General features: G+C 62.0%; 22 protein-coding genes and 1 tRNA gene. 10 read left to right on the forward strand and 13 right to left on the reverse strand.

Going from position 1 to position 19,967, the window contains the following annotated elements:
• The first annotated feature begins 5 nt into the window (after positions 1-5).
• The 3 genes from NRG23_RS09810 to pabB all read left to right on the forward strand — a co-directional run bounded on the left by NRG23_RS09810 (position 6) and on the right by pabB (position 4,091).
• Positions 6-1,538, forward strand: coding sequence for an inactive transglutaminase family protein (locus NRG23_RS09810; RefSeq protein WP_009047894.1), 1,533 nt, complete (start codon positions 6-8; stop codon positions 1,536-1,538).
• Positions 1,538-2,524, forward strand: coding sequence for an alpha-L-glutamate ligase-like protein (locus tag NRG23_RS09815; RefSeq protein ID WP_009047893.1), 987 nt, complete (start codon positions 1,538-1,540; stop codon positions 2,522-2,524). The genes NRG23_RS09810 and NRG23_RS09815 overlap by 1 nt, the downstream gene beginning before the upstream one ends.
• Positions 2,525-2,747: 223 nt before the next feature.
• Entirely contained in the window at positions 2,748-4,091 is a 1,344-nt protein-coding gene (pabB, locus tag NRG23_RS09820; protein ID WP_257374576.1) for an aminodeoxychorismate synthase component I, read from the forward strand.
• Between the two features lie 121 nt (positions 4,092-4,212).
• On the opposite strand, the gene thrH is transcribed toward pabB, so the two are convergent.
• The gene (gene thrH / locus NRG23_RS09825; protein WP_009047891.1) at positions 4,213-4,830 is read right to left on the reverse strand and encodes a bifunctional phosphoserine phosphatase/homoserine phosphotransferase ThrH; all 618 of its coding nucleotides are present in this window, start codon (positions 4,828-4,830) and stop codon (positions 4,213-4,215) included.
• Between the two features lie 169 nt (positions 4,831-4,999).
• Between thrH and NRG23_RS09830 the strand changes: the two genes are divergently transcribed.
• The 3 genes from NRG23_RS09830 to NRG23_RS09840 all read left to right on the forward strand — a co-directional run bounded on the left by NRG23_RS09830 (position 5,000) and on the right by NRG23_RS09840 (position 8,598).
• Positions 5,000-5,734, forward strand: a complete 735-nt coding sequence (locus NRG23_RS09830; protein ID WP_016704990.1) for a phosphoadenylyl-sulfate reductase — start codon at positions 5,000-5,002, stop codon at positions 5,732-5,734.
• 550 nt (positions 5,735-6,284) lie between these two features.
• Positions 6,285-7,814 (forward strand): NCS1 family nucleobase:cation symporter-1, encoded by a 1,530-nt coding sequence (locus NRG23_RS09835; protein ID WP_016704991.1) that lies wholly within the window; start codon positions 6,285-6,287, stop codon positions 7,812-7,814.
• Between the two features lie 55 nt (positions 7,815-7,869).
• Positions 7,870-8,598, forward strand: coding sequence for an aspartate/glutamate racemase family protein (locus tag NRG23_RS09840; protein ID WP_028681992.1), 729 nt, complete (start codon positions 7,870-7,872; stop codon positions 8,596-8,598).
• 69 nt (positions 8,599-8,667) lie between these two features.
• On the opposite strand, the gene NRG23_RS09845 is transcribed toward NRG23_RS09840, so the two are convergent.
• On the reverse strand, positions 8,668-9,591 hold the full coding sequence (locus tag NRG23_RS09845; protein WP_257374577.1) for a LysR family transcriptional regulator: 924 nt from the start codon (positions 9,589-9,591) through the stop codon (positions 8,668-8,670).
• A gap of 125 nt (positions 9,592-9,716) precedes the next feature.
• Here NRG23_RS09845 and NRG23_RS09850 point away from each other — a divergent pair, with 125 nt between their 5' ends.
• Complete coding sequence (locus NRG23_RS09850; protein WP_257374578.1) at positions 9,717-10,463, forward strand: 3-oxoacyl-ACP reductase family protein; 747 nt, start codon at positions 9,717-9,719, stop codon at positions 10,461-10,463.
• Positions 10,464-10,622: 159 nt separating this feature from the next.
• Here the strand turns inward: NRG23_RS09850 and NRG23_RS09855 are convergent, their stop codons facing one another.
• From NRG23_RS09855 to NRG23_RS09900, 10 genes are all read right to left on the reverse strand, one after another.
• Positions 10,623-11,318: an HAD-IA family hydrolase gene (locus NRG23_RS09855; protein WP_009047886.1), complete on the reverse strand. Its 696-nt coding sequence runs from the start codon at positions 11,316-11,318 to the stop codon at positions 10,623-10,625.
• 185 nt (positions 11,319-11,503) lie between these two features.
• On the reverse strand, positions 11,504-11,866 hold the full coding sequence (locus NRG23_RS09860) for a hypothetical protein (protein WP_016704992.1): 363 nt from the start codon (positions 11,864-11,866) through the stop codon (positions 11,504-11,506).
• Positions 11,863-12,051: a hypothetical protein gene (locus NRG23_RS09865; protein WP_009047884.1), complete on the reverse strand. Its 189-nt coding sequence runs from the start codon at positions 12,049-12,051 to the stop codon at positions 11,863-11,865. The genes NRG23_RS09860 and NRG23_RS09865 overlap by 4 nt, the downstream gene beginning before the upstream one ends.
• Before the next feature lie 42 nt (positions 12,052-12,093).
• Entirely contained in the window at positions 12,094-12,252 is a 159-nt protein-coding gene (locus NRG23_RS09870) for a hypothetical protein (protein ID WP_257374579.1), read from the reverse strand.
• 113 nt (positions 12,253-12,365) lie between these two features.
• Positions 12,366-12,779, reverse strand: a complete 414-nt coding sequence (locus NRG23_RS09875; protein WP_009047882.1) for a hypothetical protein — start codon at positions 12,777-12,779, stop codon at positions 12,366-12,368.
• Between the two features lie 151 nt (positions 12,780-12,930).
• A complete protein-coding gene (locus NRG23_RS09880; RefSeq protein ID WP_009047489.1) occupies positions 12,931-14,136 on the reverse strand; it encodes an ISL3 family transposase in 1,206 nt (401 codons plus the stop codon).
• 306 nt (positions 14,137-14,442) lie between these two features.
• The gene (locus tag NRG23_RS09885) at positions 14,443-14,631 is read right to left on the reverse strand and encodes a hypothetical protein (protein WP_009047880.1); all 189 of its coding nucleotides are present in this window, start codon (positions 14,629-14,631) and stop codon (positions 14,443-14,445) included.
• 224 nt (positions 14,632-14,855) lie between these two features.
• Positions 14,856-15,323 (reverse strand): cupin domain-containing protein, encoded by a 468-nt coding sequence (locus tag NRG23_RS09890; protein ID WP_232290999.1) that lies wholly within the window; start codon positions 15,321-15,323, stop codon positions 14,856-14,858.
• A gap of 42 nt (positions 15,324-15,365) precedes the next feature.
• Complete coding sequence (locus tag NRG23_RS09895; RefSeq protein WP_009047878.1) at positions 15,366-15,647, reverse strand: hypothetical protein; 282 nt, start codon at positions 15,645-15,647, stop codon at positions 15,366-15,368.
• Positions 15,648-15,969: 322 nt separating this feature from the next.
• Positions 15,970-16,059: transfer RNA gene (locus tag NRG23_RS09900), tRNA-Ser, on the reverse strand.
• Positions 16,060-16,377: 318 nt separating this feature from the next.
• On the opposite strand from NRG23_RS09900, the gene NRG23_RS09905 reads away from it, so the two are divergent.
• The 3 genes from NRG23_RS09905 (at position 16,378) to NRG23_RS09915 (ending at position 19,107) form a co-directional block, all read left to right on the forward strand.
• Positions 16,378-17,067 (forward strand): crotonase/enoyl-CoA hydratase family protein, encoded by a 690-nt coding sequence (locus NRG23_RS09905; RefSeq protein ID WP_009047877.1) that lies wholly within the window; start codon positions 16,378-16,380, stop codon positions 17,065-17,067.
• Positions 17,068-17,281: 214 nt separating this feature from the next.
• A complete protein-coding gene (locus NRG23_RS09910) occupies positions 17,282-18,004 on the forward strand; it encodes a 1-acylglycerol-3-phosphate O-acyltransferase (protein ID WP_009047876.1) in 723 nt (240 codons plus the stop codon).
• A gap of 131 nt (positions 18,005-18,135) precedes the next feature.
• Positions 18,136-19,107 (forward strand): magnesium and cobalt transport protein CorA, encoded by a 972-nt coding sequence (locus NRG23_RS09915; RefSeq protein WP_009047875.1) that lies wholly within the window; start codon positions 18,136-18,138, stop codon positions 19,105-19,107.
• Between the two features lie 80 nt (positions 19,108-19,187).
• On the opposite strand, the gene NRG23_RS09920 is transcribed toward NRG23_RS09915, so the two are convergent.
• Positions 19,188-19,916 carry an amidotransferase gene (locus tag NRG23_RS09920; RefSeq protein ID WP_016704995.1) on the reverse strand — a complete coding sequence of 243 codons (729 nt, stop codon included), beginning with the start codon at positions 19,914-19,916 and terminating at the stop codon, positions 19,188-19,190.
• Positions 19,917-19,967 lie beyond the last annotated feature (51 nt).

Consider the following 19,967-nt stretch of genomic DNA (forward strand, 5'->3'; position numbering starts at 1 on the left):
TTCCAATGCGCTCTCTTACCCTCCATCTGAAAATCCTGATCGCCATCCTGGTGGTGCTGGGCATCTCGATCACGGCCTATCAGATTTTCGTGCTCGGCATCCCGGTGACCGAAGACGCCACCGACGACCTGTGGAACATCGACGCCAAGGTCGAATTCGTCGCCAACGCCAAGGACCCGATCAAGATCCAGATGTTCGTGCCGCCCCTGAGCCGCGACTACGTCAGCCTGAACGAGAGCTTCATTTCCAATAACTACGGGGTGGCGGTGAACCGCGTCGACGGCAACCGCAAGGTCACCTGGTCGGCACGCCGCGCCAAGGGCAACCAGACCCTCTACTACCGCCTGGTCCTGACCAAGCGCTACACCGCGGAAAAAGCCAAGATCAAGGGCCCGACCTTTCGCGACAGCATCGCCGTCGAAGGCCCGGAAAAGATCGCCGCCGAAGCCCTGCTCGCGCCGATCCGCCAGCACTCGGCCGACGTCGAGACCTTCATCAGCGAAGCCATCAAGCGGGTCAACAACAGCAGCGACGACAACGCCAAGATGCTCCTGGCGGGCGATCCGTCGCCGGCGAACAAGGCCAAGATCGTCGACCTGCTGCTGTCCATCGCCCACGTGCCGATGGAAAAGGTCCACACCATCCGCCTGGTGGCCGACCAGCCGCAGGCTCCGGAACTGTGGCTGCGCAGCTTCAACGGTACCGACTGGCTGTACTTCAACCCGGAAACCGGCGAACAGGGCCTGCCCAGCGACCGCCTGTTGTGGTGGATCGGTGACGACAGCCTGATCACCGTCGATGGCGGCAAGAAAGCCACCGTCACCTTCAGCCTGAACAACAGCGAAATGAACGCCATTCGCCTGGCCAAGCTGACCGACGAGAACACCGACGCCAACTTCCTCGAATACTCGCTGTACGGCCTGCCGCTGCAGACCCAGCAGACCTTCATGATCATGGTGATGATCCCGATCGGCGTGCTGGTGATCCTGGTGCTGCGCAACCTGATCGGCCTGCAGACCCTGGGTACCTTCACCCCGGTGCTGATCGCCCTGGCCTTCCGCGAAACCCAGCTGGGCTTCGGCATCGTGCTGTTCACCGTAATCACCGCGCTCGGGCTGTCGCTCAGGTCCTACCTGGAACACCTGAAGCTGCAGATGCTGCCGCGGCTGTCGGTGGTGCTGACCTTCGTCGTGGTGCTGATCGCCGCCATCAGCCTGTTCAGCCACAAGCTCGGCCTGGAACGCGGCCTGTCGGTCGCCCTGTTCCCGATGGTGATCCTGACCATGACCATCGAACGCCTGTCGATCACCTGGGAAGAACGTGGCGCCGGCCACGCGATGAAAGTCGCCATCGGCACGCTGTTCGCCGCCTCCCTGGCCCACCTGATCATGAGCGTGCCGGAGCTGATCTACTTCGTCTTCACCTTCCCGGCGATGCTGCTGATCCTGGTGGGCTTCATGCTGGCGATGGGTCGCTACCGCGGCTACCGCCTGACCGAGCTGATCCGTTTCAAAGCCTTCGTCAAGGCTGATTCGTAATGTTCGGCCTGTGGAAGACCTGGAAGGCCCTGGAAGCCCGGGGCATCATGGGGATCAATCGGCGTAACGCGGACTACGTGCTCAAGTACAACAAGCGCAGCCTGTACCCGATCGTCGACGACAAGATCATCACCAAGGAACGCGCGATCAAGGCCGGCATCCATGTGCCGGAACTGTATGGCGTGATCTCCACCGAGAAGGAAATCGACAAGCTCGGCGAGATCATCGGCGGGCGCAACGACTTCGTGATCAAGCCGGCGCAAGGCGCCGGCGGCGACGGCATCATCGTGATCGCCGACCGTTTCGAGGGTCGCTACCGCACGGTGTCGGGCAAGATCATCAGTCATGAAGAAATCGAGCACCACATCTCCAGCATCCTCACCGGCCTCTATTCCCTGGGCGGCCACCGTGACCGGGCGCTGATCGAATACCGGGTGACCCCGGACCAGATCTTCAAGAGCATCAGCTACGAAGGCGTGCCGGACATCCGCATCATCGTGCTCATGGGCTACCCGGTGATGGCCATGCTGCGCCTGCCGACCCGCCAGTCCGGCGGCAAGGCCAACCTGCACCAGGGCGCCATCGGCGTCGGTGTCGACCTGGCTACCGGCCTGACCCTGCGCGGTACCTGGCTGAACAACATCATCGCCAAGCACCCGGACACCACCAACGCGGTGGACGGCGTGCAGCTGCCCTACTGGGACGGCTTCATGAAGCTGGCGGCCGGCTGCTACGAGCTGTGCGGCCTGGGCTACATCGGGGTCGACATGGTGCTGGACCAGGAAAAGGGCCCGCTGATCCTCGAGCTCAACGCCCGCCCCGGCCTGAACATCCAGATCGCCAACGACTGCGGCCTGACCCAGCGCACCCACGCGGTCGAAGCGCACCTGGCAGAGCTGAAAGCCCGCGGCATCAGCGAAACCGTCGAGCAGCGCGTGCAGTTTGCCCAGGATCTGTTCGGCCATATCCCGGCGGTGGAAGGCTGATCCACGGCATTGACCTGTAGCCGCTGCCGCAGGCTGCGATCGGCCGGCACGGCCGTGGCGTCCTTATGGACGCTGGAAGACCTTCGGTCTTATCGCAGCCTGCGGCAGCGGCTACAGTGCGATGCGTCGTAAACCGGGCAATCCCCGACATCCCCACTAGGAGCAAATCCTTGAGGGGACTACAATCGCCAGCCGCGCTCCTCCGATGGCTGATCCGCCCCGCATGTCGACCTGCTCCGTACACCCGCTGCCCTATCGCCCCAACCCCGCCGAGTATTTCGCGGCGATCCGTCTTGCCCCTGGCGCCGTCCTGCTCGACAGCGGCCGGCCCAGTGCCGAGCGCGGCCGCTATGACCTGCTCAGCGCCTGGCCACGGGCCCAGCTGGCCGTCCTCAAGGACGAAAGCGGCGAAGATTTCCTGCAACGCCTGCGGCTCAACCTGGACCAGCTGGGTCAGGCGGCGATCCCCGCGCCTTACCAGCTGCCTTTCGCCGGCGGGCTGATCGGCTACCTGAGCTACGACTTCGGACGCCACCTGGAACGCCTGCCCAGCCAGGCCCTGGATGACCTGCAACTGCCCGATGCGCGCTTCGGCCTCTACGACTGGGCGCTGATCAGCGACCATCAGCAGTGCACCAGCCAACTGGTGTTCCACCCGGTCGTCGACGCCGCCGAACGCCAGCGCCTGATCGCCCTGTTCAGCCAGGTGCCGGCCAGCACCGACGGCAGCTTCAAGCTCAGCGGGCCGATGCGCCCCGACCTCAGCGCCGCGCAGTATCAACAGGCGTTCGAGCGTATCCAGGCGTACATCCAGGCCGGCGACTGCTATCAGGTCAACTTCGCCCAACGCTTTCGCGCGCCCTGCGTCGGCGATCCGTGGGCTGCCTACTGCGCGCTGCGCGCGGCCTGCCCGACGCCTTTTTCCGGGTTCCAGAGCCTGCCGGAAGGTGGCGCGGTACTGAGCCTGTCGCCGGAGCGCTTCGTGCGGATCAGTGAGCGCCAGGTGGAAACCCGGCCGATCAAGGGCACCCGCCCACGCAGCCAGGATGCCGCCGAAGACGCGGCGAACGCCGCCGAGCTGCTGGCCAGCCCCAAGGACCGCGCGGAAAACCTGATGATCGTCGACCTGCTGCGCAACGACCTGGGCCGCACCTGCCGCATCGGCTCGGTGCGGGTGCCGGAGCTGTTCAGCCTGGAAAGCTACCCGAATGTGCATCACCTGGTGAGTAGCGTCACCGGCGAGCTGGCGGACGACAAGGACGCACTGGACCTGATCGCCGGCAGCTTCCCTGGCGGCTCGATCACCGGCGCGCCGAAGATCCGCGCCATGCAGATCATCGACGAGCTGGAGCCGACCCGGCGCGGGCTGTATTGCGGTTCGTTGCTGTACCTGGATGTGCGTGGCGAGATGGACAGCTCGATCGCCATCCGCAGCCTGCTGGTCAAGGACGGGCAGGTCTGCTGCTGGGGCGGTGGCGGGATTGTCGCGGACTCGGACTGGCAGGCCGAGTATCAGGAGTCCATCACCAAGGTGAAGGTGCTGCTGGAGACCTTGCAGAGCCTTTAAAGGCATCGCGGGCAAGTCGGATCGCCGCGCGCTCGCTCCTACGGGTCAATGTCGTTCACGGCAATGCGGCACGACGCGGCCTGTAGGAGCGAGGCTTGCCCGCGATAGCTGCGCCGCGAACCTACAGGCTCAACTCGCGGTTCGATGCCTTGAGGAACTCCTGCTTCAGCTCGGCAAAGCTGTGCACCGCCGGGAATTGCGGGAACTCGCGAATCACATTGTCCGGGGCATGGAACAGAATCCCGGCATCGGCCTCGCCGAGCATACTGGTGTCGTTGTACGAATCCCCCGCCGCGATCACCCGGTAGTACAGGCTCTTGAAGGCCAGCACTGACTGGCGCTTGGGGTCTTTCTGGCGCAGCTGGTAACCGGTCACCCGGCCGCTGTCGTCGGTGACCAGGCGATGGCACAGCAGCGTGGGGAAGCCCAGCTGGCGCATCAGCGGCTGGGAAAACTCATAGAAGGTGTCGGACAGAATCACCACCTGGAAACGCTCGCGCAGCCAGTCGACGAACTCGATGGCGCCGTCCAGCGGCTTGAGGGTGGCGATCACTTCCTGAATGTCCGAGAGCTTCAGGCCGTGCTCGTCGAGAATCCGCAGGCGCTGTTTCATCAACACATCGTAATCGGGGATATCCCGGGTGGTCGCCTTGAGGGATTCAATCCCGGTTTTTTCGGCAAAGGCGATCCAGATTTCCGGGACCAGTACACCTTCCAGGTCGAGACAGGCAATTTCCACGAGACACTCCCATTTGTATTGGTTATTCGAGCGAGCAAAAGGACTGCCGAACTCTAGCGATTCGCCCCAGCCCACGCAACGCAAGGAGCGCGCCAGCCGGGGGCGGATTTTGTTACCATCGCCAGTATCTAGAGCGCTCAGCGCCACCGACCTGTAGGAAACCGCCCTGATGAGCCCATCGTTCAATGTCGCTGAACTCGCCGCGACCTATGCCCAAAAATCCGCCCAGGACATTCTCAAGCTGGCCTTTGCCGAGTTTGGCGATGACCTGTGGATCTCTTTCAGTGGTGCCGAGGATGTGGTGCTGGTGGACATGGCCTGGAAGCTGAACAAGAACGTCAAGGTCTTCAGCCTCGACACCGGTCGCCTGCACCCGGAAACCTATCGTTTCATCGAGCAGGTACGCGAGCACTACAAGATCGACATCGAGGTGGTTTCGCCGGACCACGCCAAGCTCGACCCTTTCGTCAAGGAGAAAGGCCTGTTCAGCTTCTACAAGGACGGCCACGGCGAGTGCTGCGGCATCCGCAAGATCGAACCGCTGCGCCGCAAGCTGTCCACCGTCAGCGCCTGGGCCACCGGCCAGCGTCGCGACCAGAGCCCGGGCACCCGCAGCCAGGTGGCGGTACTGGAGATCGACAGCGCCTTCTCCACCCCGGAACGCACCCTGTACAAGTTCAACCCGCTGGCGCAGATGACCAGCGAAGAGATCTGGGGTTACATCCGCATGCTCGAACTGCCATACAACAGCCTGCACGAGCGTGGCTTCATCAGCATCGGCTGCGAGCCTTGCACCCGCCCAGTGCTGCCGAACCAGCACGAGCGCGAAGGCCGCTGGTGGTGGGAAGAAGCCACGCAGAAGGAATGCGGCCTGCACGCCGGCAATATCATCAGCAAGGGCTAAAGCCCCCGATTCCTCTTTCCTCTGGTCTGTCGGAGTGAAGCCTGCTCGCGAAGCGGTGTGCCAGGTACGCCGTCTCGCGAGCAAGCTTCGCTCCTACAGGAGCCCTCCTCCCGGCAAAAATCTTGTACACACAAGTGTCACCACAGGTGCCATTTTTGTGTGCACTTTATGCCTCGACGCCCCAAAAGGTTACACCCTTTTCCCTGGACCATCCTCCACCGCGCTCACACCCCATCCCCTCGAAAAATAAATACCTGTTCGAACGGTCAATTTATAATTTCGTAGTTTCAGTTACTTAGAAATCATTAAGAACAAACCGAAATTATCAGTCGCTTGCTTAGATTGGGTTCTGGCACGGAAGTGGCTTAAGTCGCTTCGCATCTTGTATACAACTTAAATAAAAAATACATACACTTTATATCCGCAAGCCGGGTTCCCGAATCCGCCTGCAGATGCCCAGAACCCAGTGATTCCCGGACCCCAGCCGAAGGCTGCCGAGCCTTGCGCTCAAGCACAGTCAGCGCAGGTCCGCAATCAGGAGCCTGCCGGAATGCGTACAAGCCTTGCCAACAACATCGCACTGGATTTGCCCTCCTCCCACACCCACCTCGGCCCCGGCACCGCCGCCACGGTCGACCTCAGCCCACGCCTGCACAACCGCGACCTGGCGCCGACCAAGGTCGAAGGCCGGCGCTGGGGTGGATACAGCATCTTTGCCCTGTGGACCAACGACGTGCACAACATCGCCAATTACTCCTTCGCCATCGGCCTGTACGCCCTGGGCCTGGGCGGCTGGCAGATCCTCCTGTCCCTGGGGATCGGCGCGGCGCTGGTGTACTTCTTCATGAATCTGTCCGGCTATATGGGCCAGAAGACCGGCGTGCCCTTCCCGGTGATCAGCCGTATCAGCTTCGGCATCCATGGCGCGCAGATTCCGGCGCTGATCCGCGCGGTGATCGCCATCGCCTGGTTCGGCATCCAGACGTACCTGGCCTCGGTGGTGTTCCGGGTCTTGCTCACGGCCATCCACCCCGGCTTCGCCGACTACGACCACAACTCGATCCTCGGCCTGTCGAGCCTGGGCTGGGTGTGTTTCGTGGCGATCTGGCTGGTCCAGCTGGCAATCCTCGCCTATGGCATGGAAATGGTCCGGCGTTACGAAGCCTTCGCCGGCCCGGTGATCCTGGTGACCGTTGCCGCCCTCGCCGCCTGGATGTTCACCCAGGCCGACGCCAGCATCGCCTGGTCGATCCGCGAGCCCTTGAGCGGTGGCGAGATGTGGCGCCAGATCTTCGCTGGCGGCGCGCTGTGGCTGGCGATCTACGGCACGCTGATCCTCAACTTCTGCGACTTCGCCCGCTCCTCGCCCTGCCGTCGGACTATCAAGGTCGGCAACTTCTGGGGGCTGCCGGTGAACATCCTGGTGTTCGCGGCCATCACCGTCTTGCTCTGCGGCGCGCAGTTCCAGATCAACGGCAGGATCATCGAAAGCCCGACCGAAATCATCGCCTCGATCCCCAACACCTTCTTTCTGGTGCTCGGTTGCCTGGCGTTCCTGATCGTCACCGTGGCGGTGAACATCATGGCGAACTTCGTCGCCCCGGCCTTCGTGCTCAGCAACCTGGCGCCGAAATACCTGACCTTTCGCCGCGCCGGGCTGATCAGCGCGACCCTCGCGGTGCTGATCCTGCCGTGGAATCTCTACAACAGCCCGCTGGTGATCGTGTACTTCCTGTCCGGGCTCGGCGCCCTGCTGGGGCCGCTGTACGGGGTGATCATGGTCGACTACTGGTTGCTGCGCAAAGGCCGGATCAACGTGCCCGAGCTGTACAGCGAGAACCCGCAAGGCGCGTATTTCTACAGCCGCGGGGTCAACCTGCGGGCGGTGGCGGCGTTCATTCCGTCGGCGCTGATCGCCATTGTCCTGGCCCTGGTGCCGGGGTTTGCCAGCGTCTCGCCCTTCTCCTGGCTGATCGGCGCCGGCATTGCCGGCCTGCTGTACCTGATCATCGCCAAACGCCAGCCGCACTATGCGGATGTCAGCGGCGAATCCATCGCAGTCGACAACGTCTGTCACTAACCTTGAACGGCCCGCGTGCGGCGGGCCCCGAATGCCTCACCGATAAGGACAGCCCATGCGAATTCTCGTGGTCAACGTCAACACCACCGACTCCATCACCCAGGCCATCGCCCGCCAGGCCCAGGCCGTGGCCGCGCCCGGCACTGAAATCATCGGCCTGACCCCACACTTCGGCGCCGACTCCATCGAAGGCAACTTCGAAAGCTACCTGGCCGCCATCGCCGTCATGGACCGCGTGCTGTCCTACGACCAGCCCTACGACGCGGTGATCCAGGCCGGTTATGGCGAGCATGGCCGCGAAGGCCTGCAGGAACTGCTCAATGTGCCGGTGGTGGACATCACCGACGCCGGCGCCAGCACCGCGATGTTCCTCGGCCATGCCTACTCGGTGGTGACCACCCTGGATCGCACCGTACCGCTGATCGAGGATCGCCTGAAACTCTCCGGCCTGTACGACCGTTGCGCCTCGGTACGAGCCAGCGGGCTGGCGGTGCTGGAGCTGGAACAGGACCCGGCGCGCGCCGTGGAAGCCATCGTGCGCCAGGCCGAGCTGGCGGTCAGCGAAGACAAGGCCGAGGTGATCTGCCTGGGCTGCGGCGGCATGGCCGGCCTGGACGAGCAGATCCGCCAGCGCACCGGCGTGCCGGTGGTGGACGGCGTGACCGCGGCGGTGACCATCGCCGAATCCCTGGTGCGCCTGGGGCTGTCCACCTCCAAGGTGCGCACCTACGCTACGCCGCGGCCGAAGGCCATCATCGGCTGGCCAGGGCGTTTCGGGCGCTGAATCGGCGCTTTCGTCGAGGACCTATCGCGAGCAAGCTCGCTCCTACAGGAAGCGGGTTTGCGCGCACCTTCAGACCGCGCTGAAGCGTTGCTCCAGGCCCAGCACGGCGAACTGTTCGATCACGAAGTCGACGAAGGCCCTGGTCTTGCCCGGCAAGAGTTTGTGCTCGGCGTAGTAGATCGAGATGTTGCCGTCGTCGACGTACCAGTCCGGCAAGACCCGCTGCAGGGTACCGGCATTCAGATAACCGACGGCGAACGGCATGCTCACCAGCGCCACCCCCAGGCCCTGGGCGGCGCTGGCGCAGGCCGCTTCCGAATCGCTCATGGTCATCCGCGCCTTCAGGTTCAGCGGGCTTTGCTGCCGGGTGCGGCTGGTCAGGGCCCAGGAACGTATCCGCCCGGTCTGTGGCGAGCGGATCAGGATGCCTTCGCAATGCTGCAAATCCTCGGGCTGCTCGACCGCCGCGCAGCGCGCCAGGTACTCCGGCGAGGCCACCAGGATGCGGTGAGCCGGGCTCAGCCGTCGCGCCACCACCCCTTGCGGCAGTTCGAAGCCGCCGCCGATCGCCGCGTCGAAGCCCTGGCCGATCAGGTCCACCTGGCGATTATCGAAATGCCAGTCCGGGCTGATCTCCGGAAAACGCCGCAGGAATTCGCCGAGCATGGGCACGATGTACAGCCGCCCGAACACCGTGCCCATGCTGACTTTCAGGGTCCCCGCCGGGCGCCCTTCGGCGCTGGCCAGGTTGGCCACGGCGTTCTGGATGGTGTACAGGCTGGCGCTGACCTCATCGAGAAACAGCTTGCCGGCCTCGGTCAGGGTCAGGCTGCGGGTGCTGCGCTGAAACAGCCTGACCCCGAGCCGGGCCTCGAGCTTGGCCACGCTTTTACCCACCGCGGCGGGGGTCAGGCTCAAGCGCCGCGCGGCTTCGGCAAAACTGCCGACTTCGGCGCTGCGCACGAAGCATTCGATGCTGCTGAAGGTTTCCATGGCGCCTCACTCTAAACTTCTGGTTTATACAGACTAGAGCGATTCCTATCTACACAGCACCTAATCCGAGGTCGATACTCGACTCCAACCACAAGGCAGCCCGCCTTGGACTTTTGGAGAACGACATGACCAGCCAATCCCTCAGCGGCAAAGTAGCCTTGGTTCAAGGCGGTTCCCGCGGCATCGGCGCCGCCATCGTGCAACGCCTGGCAGCCGAAGGCGCCGCTGTCGCCTTCACCTACGTCAGCTCCACTGCCAAGGCCCAGGTCTTGCAGGACAGCATCACCCAGGCCGGTGGCAAGGCCCTGGCGATCCTCGCCGACAGCGCCGATGCCGCGGCCATCCGCCAGGCGGTCGACAGCACGGTCGAAACCTTTGGCCGCCTGGACATCCTGGTCAACAACGCCGGCGTCCTGGCCGTCGGCCCGCTGGAAGACTTCAAGCTGGAAGACTTCGACCGGACCCTGGCCATCAACATTCGCAGCGTGTTCGTCGCCACCCAGGAAGCAGCCCGGCACATGGGCGAAGGCTCGCGCATCATCAACATCGGCAGCACCAATGCCGAACGCATGCCTTTTGCCGGCGGCGGCACCTACGCCATGAGCAAGTCGGCCCTGGTCGGCCTGACCAAAGGCCTGTCCCGCGACCTCGGCCCACGGGGCATCACCATCAACAACGTGCAGCCCGGCCCGGTCGATACCGACATGAACCCGGCCCACGGCGACTTCGCCGAAAGCCTGATCCCGCTGATGGCCATCGGGCGCTACGGCCACGCGGAAGAAATCGCCAGCTTCGTGGCTTACCTGGCCGGACCGGAAGCGGGTTACATCACCGGGGCCAGCCTGAGCATCGATGGCGGCTTCAGCGCCTGATTCCTGCGCCCATGAAAAACGCCGGGCCACCGTCATCAGGTGGCCCGGCGTTTTTTGTAGGGGCTGTCGCAGGCTGCTATCGACTCCTCAAGAGGCGCGGCACTTGAGACCGCTGAAGCCCTGTCGGACTTATCGCAGCCTGCGGCAGCGGCTACAGGTTCAGCTCCATTGCAGCAGCGGCAAGCCACAGGCCGCCGGCTGGAACCCCTTCAACGAACGCAGAATGGCATCGGCATGGGCGTACTTGGCGTCCGCCATCGCCGGGTCGGGAATGGCGATCGCGGTCATCCCCGCCGCTTTCGCCGCGGTGACACCGAAGGGCGAATCCTCGAACACCAGGCAATCCTCGGGAGCAACGCCCAGGCGCCGCGCGGCGGTCAGGAAGATATCCGGCGCCGGCTTGGCCGCGCCCACTTCCGGGTCGTCGGCGGTGACTATGGTGTCGAACAGCGCGAACCAGTCGCCGTGCAAGGTGGTTTTCTGGGCGAAAGACTGGCGCGAAGAACTGGTGCCCACAGCGATCGGCACGTTATTGGCCTTGAGGTGCTGCACCAGCTCCTGCGCCCCCGGCATCGCCAGCGCGCGGGGGAAACGCTCGCGCATCAGCGGCTCGCGAATCACCAGGAACTCCTCCGGCGTGATCGGCAGGTCCAGGGCTTCGACCACATAGCGGGCCAGGTCCGCGGCGCCACGGCCGATGATGTTCTGCTTGACCGTCCAATCGAAGGTGCGACCGTAACGATCGGCGATCAGTTGGGTCACCTCGGTGTAGATGCCTTCGGTGTCCAGCAGCAAACCGTCCATATCGAAAATCACGGCCTTGATCGGGCCCACATCATTCAACTGTGCATTCATCGCATCTGATCCGTTAACAAAAAACATCCCGGGGAGCGGCTCAGGTACGGCCAGTTTTTTGCCCGATTAAAGGGTTCAGCAGCATAGCCGCGGCGGATGACAGGGAGCAACCTCAGGCCAGCGCGCAGGCAGACAAAAGCCCGGACAGGCCGGGCTCGATGGTCTCGGCGAATGAATAAAGCAAGCTAGCGCCCCGCGCGCCCGCTGCCGCCTCCGGGACCGCCGGTGCCGCCACCCGCGCTGCCGGTTCCACCGCCGGCACCGCCGCCGCCCATGATGGAACCATTGACGCCGGTGGAGCCCATGCCGCCGCCCTGGCCGGAAGAGCCGCGCGCATTGTCGGCCCGGGAACGGCTGTCCGTGATGCCTACACCATTCCCGCCCAGGGCCCCAGGTCGCAGCATCAGATCGCTGCCGGAACCGCCCTCGAAAGAGCGCCCGGAAGGATGGGTTGAAGCCCGTCCGTCAGCGGATTCTGCCAGGCTGGAGAAGAAGAAAATCGACACCAGGGCGACCAGCACCAGGCTCAGCAGTTTTGCCCGGCTCACGACGAGCCTCCCGGGGCGGTGCGACGCTTGCCCCTGGCCGCCTTGCGCTGCGGCTTGGGTCGAGACAACTCCTGCTCGGCGTTGGCGTCCGGGAGGATCTGCTCGGGAGTCAGCGCATCCGTGGGGGACGGCAGCGGATATTCGGGCGTTTCATCCCGGTCGAGATGTTTCGGATCATGCTTCATATGTACCTCACACCGGTCATGCCGGCGTGCAGGAAGCAGACTTCACGGGCGTTCTTCCTCCGACTCGCCTGCCTCATCGTCATCGCTCAGTGGCACCAGGGCGTCATCCATCAGCGAGCCCGGGTCTTCATTGCCCGGATCGTTGACCAGGGGCGCGCCCGAGGCATCGTCTTCTTTCTTGTCAGCCGTTTCCGGAGTCATGGCAAACCTCGTCGACACAGTGTGTCCATCATTGAATTCGAGGGGCTGGAGCGATATTCGTTCCCATAAAAAAGCCCGGCACAGGGCCGGGCTTTTTGCACACTGCAGCAGAATCAGTCGTGCTTGTGCTTGTGTTTATTCTTGTGCTTCCTGCCGCCGGAGTGATGGTCATCGTCACCCATGCTGCTGCCCAAGGCACCACCGGCCGCGCCACCCAGGCCTGCACCGATGGTCGAGCCCGTTTTGCCGCCCAGCTTGTTGCCGATCACCGAACCGCCGGCCGAACCCAGACCGCCACCGATGGCCGCCTCGGTACGGCTGCCTTTACGGGCACCGACCGCACTGCCGGCAGCGCCGCCAATACCCGCACCCACCGCGGCACCGGTGCTGCCGCCAATCTGTTGTCCAACCACGTTGCCCAGCGCGCCACCCAAACCGCCGCCGACCGCAGCAGTGCCATCACCGGCGGCCATCGCACCTTGAGCAGCCAGAAGCCCCAAAACCAGAGCAGGCAGTGTTAAACGCATGATGTAAACCTCGAAAAAGATGCTGGAGAGTCATTCTATAGCGGTGTCTGACTAAAGCTGAGCGGCGACAGCGCAACGCTGTAATCCTTTTAGTCAAAGTGTTGGACCGTTTTTGCGCAAAGAGTTTTCACCCAGGCAAAAAAAAGGTTCTTCACGGAATACCGGGAAAGACGCTCTTGATCTTCATGAAAAAGAATTCGCTATCCCGGTAACCGTACGCCATTCGTTTGATGACCTTTATGCGATTGTTTATTCCTTCCAGCTGACCGGTGTGCATCGGCCAGCGAACGCGGCTGACGATGCCCCGCCAGTAACTCTTTAGCCGTTTGGCGAACTGGATCAGTGCCGGTATTTCGCTTTCATGAGCATGGCGCAACCATTGCTTCCAGGCCGATCTCCAGCTCCAAGCGGTATTCGGCGTCCAGAGCGTTTTGAGTTCAGCCTTCATCAAGTAGACCGTCATCAACGCCTGGTTGGCCGCCAGTAAATCCTGCAAGTGAACCTGTTGTTCCGGCGTTTTCAGATTCTGTGGATTGCGTAGCAGTAGCCATCGCGCTTGCTTGATGACCTTACGAGCAGGCTTGTCGTGGCGTAGCCGATTAGCCTCGTCAACGCGGACCCGATCAATCACCTCTCGGCCATATTTGGCCACCACATGGAAGAGGTCGTAGACCACGCGCGCTTTGGGGCAGTGCCGGCGAACCTCCAGGTCAAAGGCGGTGTTCATGTCCATCGCCACCGCTTCGATTCGAGCGCAACCCTCTGGCCCCAACTCTTCGAAGAACGGCCTGACCGCCGCACGGCTGCGGCCTTCGCCGATCCACAGCACTCGTCGTGTATCCGCATCCAGCACCACACTGGCGTAACGATGGCCCTTGAACAGAGCGAACTCGTCCATCACCAGACGCCGTGGTTGCGCCTTCGGCAGATCGCTCAATGCCGTTTGCAAGGCGCGACGCTCTAGCAGCCGAACGGTGTCCCAATGCAACCCAAACAGTTGAGCCACGTGTAACGTGGGAAGGCGCTCGCAGGCTTGAATCACCGCATCGGCCAAGCGGCGCGTCATACGGGCATAGCGATCCAGCCAACTGACAGTCTCCATGCGTTTGCCGCAGTCACGACAGCCAACACGTCTGAGCAAAACGCTGAGGCGCACTGCACGGCCGAGAATGGGCAAATCACGAACGACTCGCTCGCAATACTCGTGAGTGGTTGAGCAGGGCTTTTGGCATCCACCACAGGAAGGGAATCGGGTGGTGTGGGGCGTCAGATCGATCTGTAGGGCATCGCCATCAGGCTTGATCGTGACGACAGAAAAGCCCTCCCAAAAAGGAAGGAAAGTATTAATATCGTGCATAAGAACGCCGGTTTTTTAGATGTGTTTGCTCGCACGAACATCATCAATCAAATCGGCGTTCTTGTTTCTGTGTTTCCCGGAATTCCGTGAAGAACCAAAAAAAAGCCCGCTGGGGAGACGGGCTAATAGGATTTGCTTTAACGGATGAGTTGAGCCTACGCAGTCGCTTGTGAATAAATTGTGAAAACCCCGCGACCTTGTGCAACGGATAAGACGAAAGGTCCAACTTCATTCAAATCGACCGCGGCGGCCCATTGTTCAGGTAACAAAAACCCCGCCCGGAAGCGGGGTCGTTCGGTATGAAGGCTACCTTCTCTTAGGAAGCGCCGCTTTCGGGAAAAACTTTGTCTGGGTCACCCTGGGTAACGCACTGGTCCTGGTCTTGCCTGCCGATGCCTTGATCGGTGGCTCGCTGTCGAACGCTGCCTGACCGCAGCGCACCAGGTTGTTGATTGGGAACTCATCCCCGTTGTCCTCGATATAAGGATCGCTCATCTCCCTGCTCCCTCCAACAACCGGTCGATACCGGCAAGCACCTGACTGCCTAGAAAATATCGACCGTCACGGCGTTTCAGACTAGACGGTCATTTACGGACTTACAGTTCACAGGAGAAAAGACCGACGAATGGCCCAAACTGGGATTCTTCGTCCAAGGGAGTGGATCGTCGTTGAAAAAGGAGCTGATGGCCTGCATCAGCTCCTTTGCGACTGCCTTTCGCCTAGACCTTACGAGCGTAGTTGCTGGCCCCGAACCAGTCGACCACCACCACGGTTTCATCCCCCACCACCCAGGCGTCATGACCTTTAGGCAGGGAGGTAATATCGCCCGGTCCAGCGATGATTTCAGTGCCGTCATCCATCAGGATCGCCAGCTTGCCGGCCACGTGATACTGAAAGTGCGGCGCCTGGCAACTCGGTGTCTGCGCCAGCGGCCGGATATCGTTCGACCAGCGCCAGCCCGGCTTGAACGTGAAGCGCCCCACTTCGCATTGACCGATCTTCAGAATCTCTGCCTTGCCATTGGAAAACTCGCGGGTCTCATCCGGTTCGGAGAAGGATTTGTGCTCGGTGACCTGTTCGTGCGTGGACATGATCGTGCCCTCGATTGAGTAGCTGCAAAGCCTGCCGGCGCCGGCAACATCGCCCCACGCTCGCAGACCGCCAGCATCGCCCCACTCGATGCGCATGACCATTCTAGACCTGAAAGCGTGGGGTGCCCGGGACAAACGCTAAACGTAAGGTTGCCCACCAAAGCCCCGAGGCAGACGCTGCAAGCCCGCCATGGCCGTCAGCCGCTGGGTCCAGGCTGCACGCCAATCGCCCGTGTGCGCAGCCTTCGCTTTGCGCGCCGCTCGACGTGCCGCATTGCGCTGATTCTTGCGGGCTTCCTTGAACACCTCGGTATTGCGGCAACTGCGGCATTTGACCCGCGCCGGCTCGGTGCTGGACATGAGATTGGAACCCTTGTGGCCGCAGGCCAGATGCCCGGCGACCTTGAAGTGAATGACCATTGCGCGTCTCCTCGTAGCCAGTACGGGGCACAGAAAACCGCACGCTGATGCCCGCCTGATATCGGCGGAAACCTCACCTTCAAGGTGACCGGGCCGCCAGGCTTCGCAGGGGTAACCAAGCCAAAGACTACTCAGGTATCCAGCGTGATCGATACCTCGCTGGAGCAGCCTTGGCTGTTGCGAACTCGTAATGATTTTGACCGTGGCGAGGAAACGGCGTTCAGCAAAGAAACCGCTCGCCAACGGCTGCGACAAACAGGCCCCAGAAAGCACAAAACCCCTGACTTCTCGAGGAAATCAGGGGTTTTGCGTCGATCGAATATGGCGGTTGAGGAGGGATTCGAACCCTCGATACAGTTTCCTGTATACACACTTTCCAGGCGTGCTCCTTAAGCCACTCGGACACCCAACCGTGTCTCGTCAAACCGATTCAGTCTGTCGAGGCGCGCTAATGTAGTCGAAAGCTTTTCTGATGGCAAAGGTTTTTTTCAGAATTTTCATGCGCTTAAGACATTTCTCCGGATTCCGGCACTTCGACGACATCAGCGTCATGGCAAACCGGCCAATCTCTGGCCTGGCTGGCAGCTATATAGCAGAGCCGATACGCGCCCCAGGTGGCCGGCTACGCTTGTCAGGCCAGAAAGGGCTGACTCGCCAGTCAGTCACAGCGCTTTACCTGACCTGTGACCGTGGGTAACGTCTGCCCCACTTCAATACAAGGAATTGCGTCATGAGTGAGTTGATTTCTTACCACCTCGAAGACGGTATCGCGACCCTGACCTTGAGCAATGGCAAGGTCAATGCCATTTCCCCGGACGTGATTGCCGCCTTCAATGCCGCGCTGGACCAGGCCATCACCGATCGCGCGGTGGTGATCATCACCGGGCAGCCCGGCATTCTGTCGGGCGGCTACGACCTGAAGGTGATGACCGCCGGCCCCAAGGAAGCCGTGAGCCTGGTGACTTCGGGTTCGACCCTGGCCCGCCGCCTGCTGTCGCACCCCTTCCCCGTCATCGTCGCCTGCCCTGGGCACGCCGTGGCCAAGGGTGCGTTCCTGCTGCTGTCGGCGGACTACCGCATCGGCGTCGAAGGTCCGTTCAGCATCGGCCTGAACGAAGTACAGATCGGCATGACCATGCACCACGCCGGCATCGAGCTGGCCCGTGACCGTCTAAGCAAATCCGCGCTGCACCGCTCGGTGATCAATGGTGAGATGTTCGACCCGCAAGGCGCGGTGGATGCCGGCTTCCTCGACAAGGTGGTAAGCGCCGAGGAGCTGCAAGGCGCCGCCCTGGCCGCCGCGCGCCAACTGAAGAAGATCAACATGACCGCCCACAAGAACACCAAGCTGAAAGTGCGCAAGGCGCTGCTGGAAGCGCTGGACAACGCGATCATCCTCGATCAGGAACACCTGGGCTGAAGCTTGAGCCCATCGCATACCAGCCCGGCCCTGCGTCGGGCTTTTTTATGCCCGCAGCGCGAGAAAGACCGGCGCGATGCTCTAGCCCGCCACTGAGCAAAGAGTTGGAAACATGCGCTTAAACATCGGCCATCTTCCCCTTCTATACAGGTAATTGCCGAAAACAGTGCACATCCGTACACTGCGCCACCTTTTGTCCCCGGTGGGCCTGTAGATGCTGTATCTGTTTCGTATGTTATTGATGGGCCTGCATTTTATTGCAGCGGGGATTCTCGGCGTGGTGCTGGGGCTGTGCCGCCCGTTCAACCCGGATAACAGCCGCCTGTGCGCGCGCCTGTATGCCTTGCCTGCCATGTGCATTCTGCGCCTGCGGGTCAAGGCCGAAGTCGGGCCGCTGATGGACAAGCCCAAGAGCTGCGTGATCATCGCCAACCACCAGTCCAACTACGACCTCTTCGTGTTCGGCAACGTGGTGCCCCAGCGCACCGTGTGCATCGGCAAAAAGAGCCTGAAGTGGGTGCCGCTGTTCGGCCAGCTGTTCTGGCTGGCGGGCAACGTGCTGATCGACCGCGGCAACGCGCACAAGGCACGTCGCTCGATGCTGACCACCACCCATACCCTGCAACACAAGGACACCTCGATCTGGGTGTTCCCGGAAGGCACCCGCAACCTCGGTGAAGACCTGCTGCCGTTCAAGAAAGGCGCCTTCCAGATGGCCATCGCCGCCGGCGTGCCGATCGTCCCGGTGTGCGCCAGCAGCTACATCCGCCACATGCGCCTCAACCGCTGGCACAGCGGCAGGATCCTGATCCGTTCGCTGCCGGCGATTCCCACCGCCGGGCTGAGCCTGGACGACATGCCAAGGCTGATCGAGCAATGCCGCGAACAGATGCGCGAGTGCATCGAATCGATGGACCGCCAGCTACAGACCGCCTGAAAACAGCCCGCCGCGTGCGGGCTTTTTTATTGCCGGCGAACTCCGCCCAGCAGGCTGACTCTGATCAGTCATGGGGCTAAGCTGCACGGAGTCTCACTCCTCATTTCGATAAGAAGAAGCGAACAGGAACCATGGGTAGAGTTGTTGCCGCCGCTGTCTACAGCGCAGGTAAAAAAGTCACTGATATCACCCTCGACGAAGGTGCAGCCTGGGCTGCCAAACCCGGGCACTTCGTCTGGATTGGCCTCGAAGAACCCAACGCCCAGGAACTGGCCAATCTGCAACGCCAGTTCAACCTGCACGAACTGGCCATCGAGGACGCCCTGGAAAAACACAGCCGGCCGAAACTCGAAACCTTCGGCGACGCGCTGTTTATCGTCACCTACTCGCCCGTGCGCGAAAACGGCAAGCTGGAATTCATCGAGACCCACATCTTTGCCGGCAACGGCTACATCATCACTGCCCGCAACGGCCATTCCAAATCCTATGCGTTCGTCCGCCAGCGCTGCGAGGCACGACCGTTGCTGCTTGAGCACGGCGAAGACTTCGTGCTCTACGCGCTGCTGGATTTCGTCACCGAGAATTACCAGCCGGTCAGCGAAGCGATCCATGCCGAGATCGACGCGCTGGAGCACAGCGTGTTGTGCAGCTCGCTCAACGAGCGAGATATCCAGCACCTTCACAGCCTGCGCCGCGATGTGCTGCGCCTGCGCCGCTATGTGGCGCCCATGGTGGAGATCAGCGAAGAGCTGCAGAAGCTCAGCTTCCCCTTTATCGACAAGAACATGCGCCCGTACTTTCGCGACGTGCAGATCCACGTCACCCGGCAGATGGAAGACCTGGCGACCCTGCGCGATATCGCCAGCCAGACCATCGAGATTGGCGTGCTGCTGGAGGCCTCGCGACAAAGCGTGGTGCAACGCAAATTCGCCGCCTGGGCGGCGATCCTGGCGTTCCCGACCGCTGTGGCCGGGATCTACGGCATGAACTTCGACAACATGCCGGAGCTGAAGCTGCACTATGGCTACTTCGGCGTGCTGGCGTTCCTGGTGCTGGGCTGTACCGGGTTGTGGGCGAGCTTCAAGCGCTCGGGGTGGCTCTGACAGCGGAGCCGGGCAGGACGCTCCTACAAGGGCCTTGAGGCCTTTGTAGAAGCGAGCCGGCTGGCGATGCGGCTATGGATTCAAACCGACCCGGCCTGCGGCTTGTGCGCGACAAAACGCATCATCCACTCGGCAACGGTGCTGCCGTGATGATCCCGATCCAGGCTGGCGATGCCCTTTTGATAGACCTGCTCGCCCAGGTGCTGCTGGCGCAGGTCCAGCAAGGCCCGCGAATAGTCGTGGATGAACTCCGGGTGGCCCTGGAAGCACAGCACCTGGTCATTGATGTGATAGGCCGCGAACGGGCAGAAATCGCTGGAAGCGATCACCGTGGCGTTTTCCGGCAAGGCAGTCACCTGGTCCTGGTGGCTGATCAGCAGCGTCAGCTCTTCCACCACCGGGCTCATCCACGGCGCCTTGGCCGCCAGCTTGTAGTTGTGGGTACCCACGCCCCAGCCCTGGGTCGCGCGTTCGCTCTTGCCGCCCAGCAGCAACGCCAGCAACTGATGGCCAAAACAGATGCCCAGCAGTTTATCGCCGCGCTTATAACGCTCCAGCAGGTAAGTCTTGAGAGTTTGAATCCAGGGGTCGGTACCGAAGGAGTCGGCCTTGCTCCCCGTGACCAGGTAGGCGTCGAAGCTCTGGTCGTCGCTCGGGTAGTGGCCTTGCATCACGTTGTAGACGGTAAATTCGGCAGCGATCGGCTGCTGTGAAAACAGGCGCTGAAACATCTGCCCGTAACCCTGATATTGATCGACCAATTCTGGACGCAGGATGTCGGTTTCCAGAATGCAGATGCGTAGCGACATAAAAAATACCTGACACGTGATGGGAATAATGAACACCCCAGAGCCTGCCTT

Origin of the sequence: Pseudomonas sp. T8, assembly GCF_024610635.1 — a bacterium.
Lineage (GTDB): Bacteria > Pseudomonadota > Gammaproteobacteria > Pseudomonadales > Pseudomonadaceae > Aquipseudomonas > Aquipseudomonas chlororaphis_I.